The sequence below is a fragment of the Eikenella sp. Marseille-P7795 genome, from assembly GCF_916618725.1.
Classification (GTDB): domain Bacteria; phylum Pseudomonadota; class Gammaproteobacteria; order Burkholderiales; family Neisseriaceae; genus Eikenella; species Eikenella longinqua.
This window is the reverse complement of the sequence record NZ_CAKAJZ010000003.1, coordinates 57,402-71,514: the sequence shown is the minus strand read 5'-3', so window position 1 is coordinate 71,514 and position 14,113 is coordinate 57,402. Positions and strand designations below refer to the sequence as shown.

Annotated in this window: 19 protein-coding genes and 1 pseudogene; 14 read left to right on the top strand and 6 right to left on the bottom strand. The window is 56.8% G+C overall.

The features are described from left to right. Position 1: 1 nt before the first annotated feature. Complete coding sequence (locus tag LG371_RS06730) at positions 2-2,485, bottom strand: class I SAM-dependent DNA methyltransferase (RefSeq protein WP_225748099.1); 2,484 nt, start codon at positions 2,483-2,485, stop codon at positions 2-4. Positions 2,486-2,582: 97 nt separating this feature from the next. Here LG371_RS06730 and LG371_RS06725 point away from each other — a divergent pair. The 12 genes and pseudogenes from LG371_RS06725 to LG371_RS06670 all read left to right on the top strand — a co-directional run. Beyond that, a pseudogene (locus tag LG371_RS06725) lies at positions 2,583-2,903 on the top strand (transposase); the annotation flags it as partial. A 119-nt stretch (positions 2,904-3,022) separates the two neighbouring features. Continuing rightward, entirely contained in the window at positions 3,023-4,675 is a 1,653-nt protein-coding gene (locus LG371_RS06720) for a hypothetical protein (RefSeq protein WP_225748098.1), read from the top strand. Positions 4,676-5,068: 393 nt separating this feature from the next. Continuing rightward, a complete protein-coding gene (locus LG371_RS06715) occupies positions 5,069-5,245 on the top strand; it encodes a hypothetical protein (protein ID WP_225748097.1) in 177 nt (58 codons plus the stop codon). Positions 5,246-5,254: 9 nt separating this feature from the next. Beyond that, positions 5,255-5,467, top strand: coding sequence for a hypothetical protein (locus tag LG371_RS06710; RefSeq protein ID WP_067589371.1), 213 nt, complete (start codon positions 5,255-5,257; stop codon positions 5,465-5,467). A 334-nt stretch (positions 5,468-5,801) separates the two neighbouring features. Then, a complete protein-coding gene (locus LG371_RS06705; protein WP_225748096.1) occupies positions 5,802-6,287 on the top strand; it encodes a DUF4760 domain-containing protein in 486 nt (161 codons plus the stop codon). Positions 6,288-6,357: 70 nt separating this feature from the next. Next, on the top strand, positions 6,358-6,600 hold the full coding sequence (locus tag LG371_RS06700; protein WP_067589374.1) for a hypothetical protein: 243 nt from the start codon (positions 6,358-6,360) through the stop codon (positions 6,598-6,600). After that, a complete protein-coding gene (locus tag LG371_RS06695; RefSeq protein WP_067589377.1) occupies positions 6,600-6,899 on the top strand; it encodes a hypothetical protein in 300 nt (99 codons plus the stop codon). The genes LG371_RS06700 and LG371_RS06695 overlap by 1 nt, the downstream gene beginning before the upstream one ends. A gap of 2 nt (positions 6,900-6,901) precedes the next feature. After that, complete coding sequence (locus tag LG371_RS06690) at positions 6,902-7,144, top strand: hypothetical protein (RefSeq protein WP_225748095.1); 243 nt, start codon at positions 6,902-6,904, stop codon at positions 7,142-7,144. A gap of 82 nt (positions 7,145-7,226) precedes the next feature. Further along, complete coding sequence (locus LG371_RS06685; protein ID WP_225748094.1) at positions 7,227-7,550, top strand: DNA methyltransferase; 324 nt, start codon at positions 7,227-7,229, stop codon at positions 7,548-7,550. A gap of 9 nt (positions 7,551-7,559) precedes the next feature. Beyond that, positions 7,560-7,865: a MazG-like family protein gene (locus LG371_RS06680; RefSeq protein WP_225748093.1), complete on the top strand. Its 306-nt coding sequence runs from the start codon at positions 7,560-7,562 to the stop codon at positions 7,863-7,865. Continuing rightward, entirely contained in the window at positions 7,862-8,437 is a 576-nt protein-coding gene (locus tag LG371_RS12395) for an IS1595 family transposase (protein ID WP_370632666.1), read from the top strand. Before LG371_RS06680 ends, LG371_RS12395 begins: the two co-directional genes overlap by 4 nt. 94 nt (positions 8,438-8,531) lie before the next feature. Continuing rightward, on the top strand, positions 8,532-9,392 hold the full coding sequence (locus tag LG371_RS06670) for an EamA family transporter (RefSeq protein WP_067590465.1): 861 nt from the start codon (positions 8,532-8,534) through the stop codon (positions 9,390-9,392). 48 nt (positions 9,393-9,440) lie between these two features. Here LG371_RS06670 and LG371_RS06665 read toward each other — a convergent pair whose 3' ends face one another. The 4 genes from LG371_RS06665 to LG371_RS06650 form a co-directional block, all read right to left on the bottom strand. After that, positions 9,441-10,130: an ATP-binding cassette domain-containing protein gene (locus LG371_RS06665; RefSeq protein ID WP_067590462.1), complete on the bottom strand. Its 690-nt coding sequence runs from the start codon at positions 10,128-10,130 to the stop codon at positions 9,441-9,443. After that, the gene (gene modB, locus LG371_RS06660) at positions 10,127-10,798 is read right to left on the bottom strand and encodes a molybdate ABC transporter permease subunit (RefSeq protein ID WP_067590459.1); all 672 of its coding nucleotides are present in this window, start codon (positions 10,796-10,798) and stop codon (positions 10,127-10,129) included. Before modB ends, LG371_RS06665 begins: the two co-directional genes overlap by 4 nt. 86 nt (positions 10,799-10,884) lie before the next feature. Next, positions 10,885-11,643 carry a molybdate ABC transporter substrate-binding protein gene (gene modA / locus LG371_RS06655; RefSeq protein WP_067590456.1) on the bottom strand — a complete coding sequence of 253 codons (759 nt, stop codon included), beginning with the start codon at positions 11,641-11,643 and terminating at the stop codon, positions 10,885-10,887. Between the two features lie 252 nt (positions 11,644-11,895). Continuing rightward, positions 11,896-12,231, bottom strand: a complete 336-nt coding sequence (locus tag LG371_RS06650; protein ID WP_067590454.1) for a MerR family DNA-binding transcriptional regulator — start codon at positions 12,229-12,231, stop codon at positions 11,896-11,898. 61 nt (positions 12,232-12,292) lie between these two features. Here LG371_RS06650 and LG371_RS06645 point away from each other — a divergent pair, with 61 nt between their 5' ends. Together LG371_RS06645 and LG371_RS06640 are read left to right on the top strand one after the other, a co-directional pair. Further along, the gene (locus LG371_RS06645) at positions 12,293-12,664 is read left to right on the top strand and encodes an EthD domain-containing protein (protein ID WP_225748092.1); all 372 of its coding nucleotides are present in this window, start codon (positions 12,293-12,295) and stop codon (positions 12,662-12,664) included. Between the two features lie 9 nt (positions 12,665-12,673). Further along, positions 12,674-13,327 (top strand): alpha/beta hydrolase, encoded by a 654-nt coding sequence (locus tag LG371_RS06640; RefSeq protein ID WP_225748091.1) that lies wholly within the window; start codon positions 12,674-12,676, stop codon positions 13,325-13,327. Positions 13,328-13,420: 93 nt separating this feature from the next. Here LG371_RS06640 and LG371_RS06635 read toward each other — a convergent pair whose 3' ends face one another. Continuing rightward, complete coding sequence (locus LG371_RS06635; protein WP_067590444.1) at positions 13,421-13,984, bottom strand: hypothetical protein; 564 nt, start codon at positions 13,982-13,984, stop codon at positions 13,421-13,423. Positions 13,985-14,113: the final 129 nt, after the last annotated feature.

Below are 14,113 nucleotides of genomic sequence, written 5' to 3'. Positions count from 1 at the left end.
TTCACAGCCCAACCCCCATGTTTTTCAGATGTGCGTCAACTTTTGCCTGCCATGTTTCCACTTCGGCGGCAAGTGTCGGCAGCGGGGTGCGGTAGCGGGTTTCCAGGGTGTTCAGGCGGCTGATCAGGGTCTGCATGGTGTTTTCCAGCAGGCTGTTGATGCGGTTTTTGAGGTCGGCAAGCCATTTATCGTCCACGGTCAGGGTTTGGATTTGGTCGTCTGAAAGGCGGGCAAACTGTTCGAATACGGCAAGGTTCAGGGCTTCTTGGGCGGCTTTGAGCGTGTCTTTGGCGTTTTTTTCCTGTTCCATCAGCTCTGATGTGCGCTCAAATATGGCTTTTTCGTCTTTGTCGACGGCAGCTTTGGCGGCGGCTTTGAGGCTTTTGGCGGTGAGTTTGCCTTTTTCATCCAGGGCGGCGGCGAGTATGCCGTCTTCGCCGCTGTTTTCTTCGATATGGTTTTCCAGCTCCTGGCTGATGTTGTCCAGTCGGGTTTGTTTGTCGGCGATGTCGTCCAGTTCGGCGGCAAAGTAGCGTTTGGCGACCAGCTCGGGCGGAATCAGCTCGCTGCGGTATTTGCGGGTGGTGCGTTTTGTTTTGGTTTTGCCGTTTTTGCCGGTTCCGTCGGTGGCGAAGACGACGGTGAGGTTGGCGGTTTCTGCGCTTTCTTTGGTGATTTCTATGAGGTTTTTTCCTGCCTGCCAGCCGTCTTGGGCGATGAGGTACACGTCGTCTTGCAGGGTGTCCGCCCAGTAGTCCATGAGGATTTGGTAGATGTCGTAGTTTTCGAGCAGGCGGCTGTTTTTGAAGCAGGCAAGCAGGCTCTCGCCCCAGCGGTGTATCAGGGTTTTGGGGCTGTCGCCACGGGCGATGGCGTGCAGCTTGTTTGCCGTTTGCCAGCGTGTAAAGTGGGCAAGGGTTTCGGTCTGGAAGGCGGCGTAATCGGGGTGGGCGAGAATGTGGGCTTTGATGTGTTCTGCGAGCAGGGCGGCTATGAAGCGTCCGTCCTGTCGGGTAAAGAGTTCGGTTTTCAGACGACCCAATACTGTCCAGTAGGCTTCAAGGGCGTCTATGTCGCGCGCGGGGATGCCGCCGTAGAGGTGTGCCGCCAGGTCCTGGATGTCTTCGCGTTCGCCGCTGTCGATGTAGCGCGGCAGGTTGAGGTTGTAGTCTTGGGCGGCGATTTCGCTGAGGTGGACCAGGCGGCTGTAATGCGGGATTTCAAGCTGTCGGGTGAAGGTGTCGATGATTTTGTGGATGTCTTGCTCGCGCAGGCGGTTTTTGTTGCCGTCTTTGATGTAGCCGCGTGAGGCGTCAATCATGAAGACGCTGCCGCCGCTGATGATTTGCTGCGGGTCGTTGTCGGCAATTTGTGCGGTTTGGGCGTGGGCTTTGTCGATGACGATGATGCAGGCGGGGATGCCCGTGCCGTAAAAGAGGTTGGCAGGCAGTCCGATGATGCCTTTTATCAGCCCTTGTTTGAGCAGCTCGGCACGGATGCGCGCTTCGGCATTGCCGCGAAAGAGTACGCCGTGCGGCAGAATGATGGCGCCTTTGCCGGTGGGTTTCAGGCTTTTGACCAGGTGCAGCAGGAAGGCGTAATCGCCGTTTTTCTCGGGCGGTATGCCGTAGGTGAAGCGGCTGTAACGGTCGTCTGAAGGGAGCAGCCCGTTTGTCCAGTTTTTGCTGGAAAAGGGTGGATTGGCAACGGCAAAATCAAAGGTTTTGAGCATGCCGTGTTCGAGAAATGAGGGTTCTGCCAGTGTGTTGCCGGTATGGATTTCGGCGGTTTCGTTGTGGTGCAGAATCATGTTCATGCGGGCAATGGAGGCGGTGGATACGTCTTTTTCCTGCCCGTACAGGCTGATTTGGTTGCGGGCTTGGGCGGCAGCTTTGAGCAGCAGCGAGCCGGAGCCGCAGGTCGGATCGTAAACGGTGGTGCTGGCGGGACTGTCGGGGTCTATGCCGATGATTTTCGCCATGATGCGGGAAACTTCGGCAGGCGTGTAAAACTGCCCTTTGGATTTGCCCGATTCGGTGGCAAAGTGGCGCATCAGGTATTCGTAGGCGTCGCCCAGCAAATCATCGTCTTCGGCTTGGTTGGCGGAAAGGTTGAGTTTTTCAAAGATGCCGACCAGGTTGCTCAGGCGGTCAACCATGTCCTTGCCTTTGCCGAGCTTGTCCTCGTCGTTGAAGTCGGCAACGTCAATGATGCCTTTCAAGTCATTGGCTTCGGCGATTTTGGCGATGGTTTTGTTGATGTTGTCGCCGATTTCGGGGGTGTTTTTGAGTTTGGCGATGTCGTCAAAGGTCGTGCCGGCAGGCAGGTCTATCATGCCGGTGCCGGTTTTGTGTTTGTCGGAAATGTATTTGAGAAACAGAAGGGTCAGTACATAGTCTTTATATTGGCCGGCGTCCATCCCGCCACGCAGTTCGTCGCAGCCTGCCCATAGGGAAGCGTATAGCTGTGTTTTTTTGATTGCCATAAGATTTTGTTTTGATAGTGGAAATTAATGGGTATTTTAACATATCCTAAAAAATTTTAGGGCTGTACTAGATTAGCAGTTACGTTACTCTCAAAATATGAAGATAACACTCCGCAAATTAAAGAAAAAACCCCTGAGAGAACTGCTTCGCTTTTTTGTGCTCGAAGTTACCACCCGTGCCGCTGCTGATATTTTGGGCATACAGCCAAACTCTGCTATCCTGTTCTACCGTAAAATCCGTATGGTCATCAGCCATCATCTGGCATTGGCAGCCAATGAAATTTTCGCCGGTCAGGTCGAGTTGGACGAAAGTTATTTCGGCGGACGCCGCAAAGGCAGGCGGGGACGCGGTGCGGCAGGCAAGGTAGTGGTATTCGGCATCCTGAAACGACAAGGACGGGTCTATACCATTGTGGTGGATTGGGCGATCGCAGTTTAAACATAACTTTAGATTCGCTCCGTGCCCGGGGAATTGCCAACTTTATGCGTGATTCGGGTCGTAGCCGCCGCCCGTTCCGTGAATCTGGCGGAGATATAGTGACGGAGAAAACCTACCGCTACGAGTTCTCACTATATGGTGCTACCGGTCCGGGCACTACTGGTTTATTGCCGGCAGTAATCCACGGCTGGGGCAGCGGCTACGATGGCGACAAGTTCGACAAGGCCGAGCGTTTGGTGTGGTCGGTATTTTCCGGGCAGGATATACAGTTAGCCAACCTGCTTAATCACGCGCCGAATGGGCAGAATGACCCGCAATTCCCGCAGTACCAGTTGGCGGCCTTCCGTTCGGGCGTGGGAGTTGGACCGGTGGCCACCGGCCTACCGGTAACCATGACTTTCCGCAGCACGATTTTAGATAAAAACAATATCACTTCGCCCACAGACGGGTTTGGTTTGGTGTCTTGTGTCGGTGGCTGGCTGTATGTCGAAATGACGGCCAATACCGAGCTTACGGTGCATTTCTACGATTTGGCCGGGGTGCCTTGGGAATACTTTGCCCAATGCTCCACGGTAGAGCCGCCGCCATCCTATGGTTTGGTAGCCTACCGTTATGAGCCGATGCCGATTAAGTACGTGATAACTTCGGAAGAGCGGTCGGATATGTTCGGGCACAGCCACCGTGGCGCACCGCTGGAAATGGGGAATATCCCCCGGGCGCAGTATGTGGCGATGCCGGCGCACACGCTGCCGACCCTGTGGCGGCTGAGGCGGCAGGTCAAAGAGGGTGATGCAACACACCGCCGGCAACTGTCCGAATTATTTGAAGGAGACCCCGACAAACCGTTGCGCTACGAGGTGTTCAACAACGCCCGCCCGTATCTGCGCTTGTTGTCCAATAGCGAAGAGACCCGCAAAGGGCAGGCCATCACCGTGAAAGGGGTGCCCGGTACCAATGGTTGCATCTACACCATTACCGGCGGTCATGATTACCGGCAGGTATGCAATCCGCTAGCCCACGGCAGCGCCGGGCAGTTCAAGCTGCCGGGCGGCGGGTTGATGAATGCGGTTGGCGGTGCTGGCTCGCACAGTATGCTGGAACGTTCCTTCTCCAACGCCCCGCTGCGCGTGAATGCTCCAAGGGTGCCCGACGATTATCGCGGTGCGCCGTGGAACCCGACGGTTTCGCCGCGGATGTCGGATGCGTACAAGGCAATGGGGTGGGATTACTACGCCCCGCAGTACAATATGTCGCGGGACGAGATGCTGGGCAGCCCGACGGTTTTAGACCGAGTAGGCGACTGGGTATTCCGTAATACATGGAATTTGCAGCGGGTGGCCAACGTGCTATTCAAGCGCGACCCGGTGACTATGACGATACCGAACCCGGACTACTCACCGGATGAAGCAATGAAACGGCAGCAAGCCCGCCAGCGTTACCGCGAAGCGTTCAATGAGGCGGAATCGCAGCGTGAGTTTGAAACCTGGGGCGGTTGGGATGTGGAGGCGCAAAAAGAAATTCAGCAAGAAGTCAGCGCCCGGCTGGGATGGTTGGAATTGATTGATGAAGTCCTAGATTCGACCGAGGAAGATTTGGCGGATATTTTCCCGTTCTGGGCCAACCACGGCTACCGCCATAGCGACGACAGGCTGGAAGTGTACAAATACGTTTCGCTCAAACACAACAGCAACGTGTACAACCCGCCGGAATACGTCCCGGAAAACTGGATTTTGTGCCGGTTGCCGGTATAGGCGCATCACTACTGAGACCCTGACGGGTCTTTTTTATTGGAGACAATATGGAACAAGTCAATTTAGGCAGCCTGCCCGACGGGACGGGCGGCGACAGTATTCGCGTTGGGTTTCAGAAATGTAACGACAACTTTACCGAGGTTGCGGAAAAGTTAAAGACAGCCGGCGGCGGTGCATCCGCCGAAGAATTGAAGCAGATTAAGGATGCTGCTACTGCTTTGGCAGAGCGGGTAGAGAAGTTAGAGAAAGCTGGATCGGGTGGCGGTGTCCCCGCCGGTGAGTTGGCGGAATTAAAAAAGCAGTTGCAGCAACTGCAAACCAAACTCACGGCGGCGGAACAGGTGGCTGACGGGGCAGCCAGCAAGGCCACTACCGCGCAGCAAGGCAGACGAGATGACAGAGGAGAGCATCCTCAGCGACATCATGCCCCGCCTCAGCCTCGCCGCCCAAGACGAAGTAAGGCGAATCGTGCTGGAGATGGCCGAAGAAATCCTCGAGCGCGAAGCCGAAGCAGTACGGCGCGAGCGCGAAGATGAAGCCCGCTTCGAGCGCGATTACCAAGATTATTAGGAGAGTAGCATGAACATCAGCATAGACGGCGACCTCGAGCAGGCCGTTCCAATCGTACAACGCGCCGCCGACTTGTTGGAAGTAACGCGGCTTGACGAGATTATCAACGAGCTCAGCCGAGACAGCCAAAACGAGATACGCAGCATCCTGCTCAAACGAGCCGAAGCCATACTCGCGGATGAGGCCGAGGATGAGAGATGGGAGCGGCAACGCGCCGCCTGACACGATACGCCCGCCCAACGGCGGGCTACCTGAAAATAACTGGCAGCGAGAGAGCATCCCCCCAACCGGCGGTGGGGCAAAACACCGGCAGCAGGCGGCGGCTGAACTCCTTGTAAGGGTAATCCCCCTCTAACTACCGAGCGCCTGCACCTTTACATAGGCAATTCTTGAAAATAGTTTAGCGATGACGTATATTATTAGCCAAAGCAGGAGTAGCAAAAATTACAAAACATCTCACGGGTATGTTGTTGGTGAAAGCAGCAACTTATATTTTTAACTTTAAAATAAGGAGTTTGCAATGAAACATATTTACTCAGAGGGCTGGGAAGTCTAAATGGGCTTTTTAAATTTAATAGCAGGGCTAGGTACATGTATCGCAACAGTGTATCTAGCCATTTTTGCGTATGCACAAGTAACACTATCCAAACGGCAAAATCAGCAAAAATCCACGGTAGCCCTCCTTATTTCCAATAATAGCAATCAGCATTACCGTGAACAGCGGCAAAAATATCTCAATATGCGCCGCAACGGAGAAAATTTTACTGCTTTGGCGTGCAAAATATCAGAGAAGGGGGAACACGAGAACAAGAATATTGTCGTTCTTGATGTTCTGAACTCGATAGAGTTTATTTGTGTTGGCATCAAAGAAAATATTTTTGATGAAGCTGTATATAAGCGCATGAGCCGAAGTAGTGTCATCAATGATTGGCATGCCCTCAAGCCATATATCATGGAATTGCGTAAGTTAAACAATAATAACGATAAGTTATTCTGCGAATTTGAATGGTTAGCTGAAAAATGGATCAGCGAAGAGAGGTAGTCCTTAACATCTAAGAAATAATAGCTTTGAGCCGTCTCACAAGAGGCGGCTTTTTCATGGAGACCTAAAAATGAAAACCCATATCGCCGCTTGGATAGCGGCTATTTTTATGGGCGCGGCCTTTGTCGCCATGCCCACCCTAGACAGCCAAGACCAGTATTTACAAACAGTCCAAACAGAGACTGCCGCCGAACGGGTAGCCAAGCTAGACCGCCAAGCCTCACAAGAGGCCGCCGAACTGGAGCGGCAATATCAAGAGATGGACGACGTGCAGATTATGCGCGGTGTGGTGTATGAGCCGGAGGGGAAGTAATGCAAGTCATCACCCGCTACAACAAACCCCGCCCTGGGAAAGTAACTATCAGCCTAGAGCATCGCCGCATTCTCACCAGCCCCTCCACGAAAGAGGCGCACGAGTGGAAGGGATTAAAGACCAAGCGCGGCGTAGTTATATACGCTGAGTATATATTCCCCATCACCGAAACCGCCGCCATTACCGACTGCCAGAACAAATTTTACCAACAGATGAGCGAACGCATCGAAGCCGGCCGCCGCAATTTAAACCACCTTCCAGCCGCCATCAAACGGACAGGGAATAAACGGAAAGATTAGAAATGAGCAAAAGCCAAGAGTTAATTGCAAAGCAACACCCCGTCAGCGCGGGCGATATTCTGGGCATGGTTGCCGGCCTTGCCGCTGCTGCCATACACATTTACGAAACCGAGCCAAACGGGAAACTTAGCCAACTGTTTGCCATCGAAGGCATCTGGAAAGACCCCGTTACCGCCATGCAGCGCACTAAAGCACTCGGGCTGCTGCATAAAACCGTGCGCACGAATGCCAGCATGTGCCGCTAAGGCATCCCTGATTATCTGATTACCATGCGCACCCCCCGGCGACATCACCGATAAAGTCATCCACAACCCAGAACAATACCCCGTGGATAAATGGCAAAAAGTCGCCAGCCCGATATGGATGGACATTGACCCATCTGACACGCTGCAATATCGCAGCGCAAGAGAGCATGACGATGAAAGGCATATCTGCCCACTGCAATTAGACGTAATCCGCAGGGGCGTGGACTTATGGACAAACCCCGGCGATATCGTGCTATCCCCATTTGTCGGCATTGGTTCAGAAGGCTTTGTAGCCTTAGAGATGGGGCGCAGGTTTATCGGCGCGGAATTGAAAGAAAGCTATTTCAATCAAGCTGTGCAGAATTTAGCCAACGCATCCAAACAGGGCGATTTATTCGTTGCATAAGGAGCAACCATGAAAACATTTACCCAAATCCGCGAATGGGCAGAAGCCCGCAACCTTATCGCAGGCAGCGACAGTTTCCGACAGCTGGCCAAGCTCGTAGAAGAGACCGGCGAACTGGCCGCCGATATTTCCCGTGGCCGCCCGCGCCGCCGTATCGCTGACAGCATCGGCGATTGCGTAGTCGTGCTGACTATCCTGGCGGCACAGAACGGCCTGAAAATTGAGGACTGCATCGCCCAAGCCTATGACGAAATCAAAGACCGGCGCGGCGTGATGAAAGACGGCATATTCGTGAAAGAGGAGGATGTGCAATGACACCCGAAAGAATCGAAGAACGCAAGGCGTTTGAGGCATGGATGGCTGAGCTATATCCAACCAATCCGCAGACGGAACGAGTAGGCGACGAATACAGCCGCCTCGGCACGCAGTACAAATGGGAAGGCTGGCAAGCCAAAGCAGCTCGACCAGAATGGATAAGTGTGAAGGATAGGCTGCCTGAAAGCAGCAAAAGATATTTAACCTTCAGTTCTTTCTACATGCAAATCGTTACTGCCTATAACGCCAAGTCTGAAACGTTACTGCCTGTCATCAAAAAGAAAATCATGCCGGACAGCATTGTTTATACCGACAGCCTGAGCAGTTACGACAAGTTGGACGTGAGTGGTTTTATCCATCACCGTATTAACCATTCCAAGGAATTTGCAGACCGTCAAAACCACATCAACGACATTGAGAATTTCTGGAGTCAGGCAAAACGCGTCTTACGCAAATACAACGGAATCGATAGCAAATCTTTCCCGCTGTTCTTGAAAGAATGCGAATTTCGGTTTAACTTCGGCACACCGTCCCGGCAGCTTAAAATCCTGCGGAGATGGTGTGGAATTTAGGGCTAATCTACGTCAGCCCCAAATTTTGACCGCACTTTTCAGACAACGTTCGGCTTGAAAGATCGTCTGAAAGCCCAAACCGCAGGAAAACGCCATGCAAAGCCGCCCCCTCGCCATCCTCACCACCGCGCTCGCTCCCTTGATTTGGGGCAGCACTTATCTGGTTACCACCGAATTTCTGCCGCCCGACCGCCCGTTTACCGCCGCGCTGATACGCGTGTTGCCGGCGGGGCTTTTGCTGCTTTTGTGGACAAGGAAAATGCCCAAGTGCGGGGAATGGGCGACGGTTTTGCTGCTCGGGTTTTTGAATATCGGCTTTTTCCAAGCCATGCTGTTTGTGGCGGCGTACCGGCTGCCTGGCGGTTTGGCGGCGGTATTGAGTTCCACGCAGACGCTGATGGTGCTGGTGTTTACCTGGCTGATTGGAAAAACCATGCCGCCCAAAGCGGCTTGGGCTTGGTCGGCGGCGGGTGTGGCGGGGATTGCACTATTGGTTTTGTCGCCCACGGCACGCTATGACGCGGCGGGAATTGCGGCGGCACTGGCGGGCGCGGCGGCGATGGCTTTGGGCGTTTATCTGTCCAAACACCGCCAAACGTCGCTGCCCGTGCTGGCGTTTACCGGCTGGCAGCTTCTGATTGGCGGCGTGTTTCTGCTGCCCGTTGCCCTGCTTGCCGAGCCGCCGCTGCCACATTTGACTGTTGCCAATATCGGCGGTTATTTATATCTTTGCCTGTTTGGTGCGGTGTTGGCTTATGCACTGTGGTTTGACGGCATTGCGAGGCTACCGCCTGCTGCCGTATCTTCGTTGGGATTGCTCAGCCCGGTGTGTGCTTTTGTGTTGGGCTGGCTGTTTTTGGGGCAGGGGATGGACGGCAAATCGCTGGCGGGGTTTGCGTTGGTGTTGGCTTCTATTTGGGGCGTGCAGCGGGCGGTGGCGGAAAAGGCTACCTGAAAAATGATGCGGCGATTTTTCAGGTAGCCTTTTACCGCTGTGCAGCCGTTATTCTGCCACGCCGTGCATCAAGCGCCCTGCCACCATTTCGGCCACTTCTTCGGCCAGCGCGGCGCTGTCTTGCGGATCGTGGGTGATGAGCAGCATGGGGAGGTCGAGCTCCTGTTGCAGCGCGAGCAGCCATTGGCGCATTTGGGCACGCAGGCCGGTGTCGAGGGCGGCGAAGGGTTCGTCCAGCAGCAGCCAGCGCGGGCGGGCGATGCAGGCGCGGGCCAGGGCTGTGCGCTGGCGCTGGCCGCCGGAAATCTGGTGCGGATAGTGCGCGGCCACGCGTTCAAGCTGCATTTTGTCCAGCCAGAAGGCGGCCAGCCGCGCGGCCTGTTTGTGCCCGGGCGTGGGCCAGCTGCGCTTCAGGCCGAAGGCGATGTTTTGCGCCACGGTAAGGTGCGGGAACAGGGCGTAATCCTGAAACACCAGCCCGGCCTGCCGCTGCTGCGGCGGCAGCCAGAGCTTGCGCGCAGTGTCGCCGTAGCAGGCGCCGTTGATGCGCACATGCCCGGCCTGCGGGCGCAGGAGCCCGGCCAGCAATTGCAGGGTGAGGCTTTTGCCCGAGCCGGATGCGCCCACGATGGCCAGCCGTTTGGCGCGGCTTTGGCAGCGGCAGTTTAAATCGAAGGTTTGCCCGCCGCCGGAAATTTGCAGGGCGAAGGCGAAATCGAACACCGGCGCAGCGCTCATGCCCGCCCCCTTGCCCCGCCCAAGCGGTTCACGCTCCACAACACGACCACGCACACCGCGGAAATCAGCAGCACCAGCTTGCCCGCCAGCGCATCATCGCCCGCCTGCACGGCTTCATACACGGCGATGGAGAGCGTTTGCGTTTGGTTCGGAATGCTGCCGGCAATCATCAGCGTGGCACCGAATTCGCCCAGGGCGCGGGCAAAGGCCAGAAGCAGCCCGGCCAAAATGCCGCGCCAGGCCAACGGCAGGGTTACCCGCAAAAACACCGCCCATTCGGGCAGCCCGAGCACCCGCGCCGCCTGCTCCAATTGCGGGTTCACTTCTTCAAACGCTGCCCGCGCCGGCTTGCAGATGAGCGGGAAGGTAACCGCCATCGCCGCCAGCACCGCGCCCTGCCAGGTGAAAATCAGGCTCAGGCCGAAATATTCGCGCAGCCATTGCCCGAGCGCGCCGTTGCGCCCGAACAGCACCAGAAGGTAGTAGCCCAACACGGTGGGCGGCAGCACCATCGGCAGCGTGAGCAGCACGTCCAGCAGGTCACGCCCGAAAAAGCGGCGGCGCGCCAACAGCCAGCCGCAGGCCACACCCAAGAGCAGGTTTAGCCCGCTGGCCCAAAACGACACCTTCAGCGACAGCAGCAGCGCGGGCAATACGTCTTGCAACACTCAAATTCCTTCAATTAAATCAATGGCAACAGGCTACCTGAAAACGCAATGTGCTTTTTCAGGTAGCCTTTGCCGGATATTCCAATTCAACGCACGGCCGGGTTAAACCCATATTTCTGCAAAATGCGGCGGCCTTCGCGCGAGCGGATAAAATCCAGATAGCGCGCCGCTTCGGCGGCTTCTTTGCTGGAAGCGGTAACGGCAATCGCGTAGGACACCGGCGTTTCCAGCGGCACGGCGCGCACGATGCGCACCTTGTCGCGCATCAGCATGGCATCGGTGCGGTACACAAAGCCCGCGTCCACCTCGCCGCGCGACACATAATCCAGCGCCTGGCGCACGTTTTGCGTGGCAATCATCTTCGCGCCCACCGCGTTCCACAGCCCGGCTTTTTCCAGCGCAGCCTTGGTGTAGCGGCCGGCCGGCACGCTGGCCGGGTTGCCCACCGCCACGCGCTGCACCTGCGCGTTGGCCAAATCCTGCAAACGGCTCACGCGGAAGGCGGCGCGGTTTGGCTGAATCAGCACCAAATCGTTCAGCGCGAAGGTGCGGCGCGTGGCCGGGGCGATGACCTTGGCTTCGGCGGCCTTGTCCATCGTTTCCTGGTCGGCGGTGGCCAACACGTCCACCGGCGCGCCCTGCACCAATTGTTGCAGTAGCACGCCGGAAGCGGCGGTGTTCAGCCGGATTTGCGTGCCGGGATGGGCGCGGCCGTAGGCGGCATTGATTTCCTGAAACGCCTCTTTCAGGCTGGCGGCAGCGGATACGGTGAGGTCTTTGGCCAAGGCCAACGGCGCGGCGCACAGCAGCGCGGCGGCCAGGGCAAGTCGGGGGAAGCGGGGCATGGTTTTCTCCTGATGAACATGATCTGCGGGCGGCAGCCCGGCAATGCTTGAGGCTACCTGAAAATACGGCGGCAAATTCTAGCAAGCGGGTTTTGCCCGACAATAGTTATTCCGGCATAGGCCGGAAGGATTAGGCAGGCTACCTGAAAACGAGCTGCGCGAGTTTCTGCGAAGCTGAAATTTTCAGGTAGCCTTTATTGCTTGGCTCGAATCGGTGCCGGGCAATTTTTCAGGTAGCCTCAGCCTGCCGCCTTACTTGCCCAACAGCTCCGCCAGCAAAGCCTTACTCTGCCGCAGATCATTAATCTGCCCGTCTATCGCCGCCAAACGTTCGGCCAGCCTGCCGCGCAGTGCGGCGCAGAAATCCTGCGGTTCATCGCGCAGGCAGTCGCTCATCAGGGCAAGGTCTTTGAGCGGCACGCCGGTTTTGTTGAGCAGCACGATTTTGCGCACCACGGCCACATCGCCTGCATCATAAATGCGGTAGCCGTTGCCGCCGCGCTTGGGGGAAATCAGATTCAGTCTTTCGTAAAACCGAATCATGCGCACGCTGCTGCCGCAGGCTTGGGCAAATTCGCCGATTTTCATGCTTGACCTTTGCATTGTGTCAGGGTTCAAAATGGCGATTCTAAACCAAACGGAGCACCTCATGATCAAACTCTGCATGTGCGTCAAACGGCTGCCCGCCATCAGCCGCGAAGCATTTTTACACTACTGGAGTCACCACCATGCGCCGCTGGTGGCCGAACTGCGCGAAGACTTGGGCATTGCGCGCTACGCCCAAACCGTGCTGCTGCCTGATGATGCCGTCCAGCAAGGCTTGGCAAAATCACGCGGCACCTTGGCCTACCCTTTCGACGGGCTGGGCGAAGTGTGGTGGCACAGCCTGGCGCAAATGCAGGCGGCACGCAGCACACCCGCCGCCCAAGCCGCCAGCCGGCGGCTGTATGAAGACGAACGCCGCTTTGTGAACCACGCCGAATCGTATTTGTGGCTGGCGCGGGAAGACGTGATTTTCTAAGGAGACGCCATGAACCGACGCCAATTCTGCCTAACCGCCGCGCTGGCATTATCCGCCTGCGCGCTGCCCCGTGCCAAACAAACAGCCCGCACCCAACGCGCCTTCATCATCCACGGCTGGGGCGCCACCCCCGACGACCATTGGTTTGCCCGCCTTTCGGCCGGCCTGAAAGCACGCGGCTACAACGTGGACGTGCCCGCGCTGCCCGATAGCCGCCACGCCGATTTTCAGGCTTGGCAGCGCACGCTCGCCGAACACATCGGCATGCCGCAGCCAGATGATTTATTCATCGCCCACAGCTTGGGCAACATCAGCCTGCTGCATTATCTTTCTCACACCCGCCCGCCCGAAATCGGCGGTTTGGTGTTGGTGTCCGGCTTTGCCGGGAAGCTGCCCCGGCTGCCCGAAATCGAAGGCTATTCGATCGACCGCTATGTGGGGCAGGCCCGGCTCGATTTGCCGGCCGTCCGCCGCATGACGGCCAACATCGCCTGCATCATCAGCGCCAACGACCCGATTGTCGCCCCGGCCGAAAGCATGAAGCTGGCCAACGCATTGGGCGCACGCGTGATAACCGTGCCCGATGCCGGGCATTTCCTGGCTTCCGACGGCTTTACTGAGCTGCCGCAGGCTTGGCAGGCGCTGGACGGGTTTGCTAAATAAGGCCGTGCTGCGCATCCGGCCACAACCAAAGGCTACCTGAAAAACAATCCATGCGTTTTCAGGTAGCCTTCCAATATCCAGCCCTTCGGCCAACTAGCGCCGCGCCCTGCCGCGGCCTTCCCACAGCCTCAGGATAGACTGTTTCTGCGCGGGCGGGATGGCGGTGTCTTGCAGCAACACGGTTTCTTTGCCCTGCAAATCGCGGATGGTGATGCGGTATTGCTGGTGGGTGGTGCCGGATTGGTAGAGCCACGGCGCCTGCTGCGGCGTGAGCCTGCGGGCGGCGGTTTGGCCGATCCAATCGTAGGTGCCGTCGCCGTTGTTGTAGAGGTAGGAACGCGAGCCGTCGGCGTGGCGCTGCCAGCCTTTGGTGGCGGTGGTGGGGCTGCGGCTGTCGTCAAACACCACGCCAAGCTCGCCGCCTCGGGTGCGCTCAATGCGTACCGAAGCCACGCGCGGCGCGTTTTTCAGGCGGATGCCGAAGCCGTAGCGGTAGCTCGAAGCGGCCGCGCTGCGCCCCACCTCGGCCTGCACCCCGCCTGCCACTTCCATTTTGTAATCCGCCGTTTGCTGCCCGCGCGGCATACCGCCCCCGCTCGAGCACGCGCCCAGCAAGGCTGCGGTGGCCAAAGGCAATAAGTAGTTGGCTGCTTTCATTTAAACCTCCTTCTGTCGATAAGGAACTCCATTCTATAGTGAATTCGATTTAAATCAAGGCACGGCAACGAAGCCGCAGGGCAATATGAATGCTACACGGCAAGTCGCAGCAGCGCATTCCACGCTATA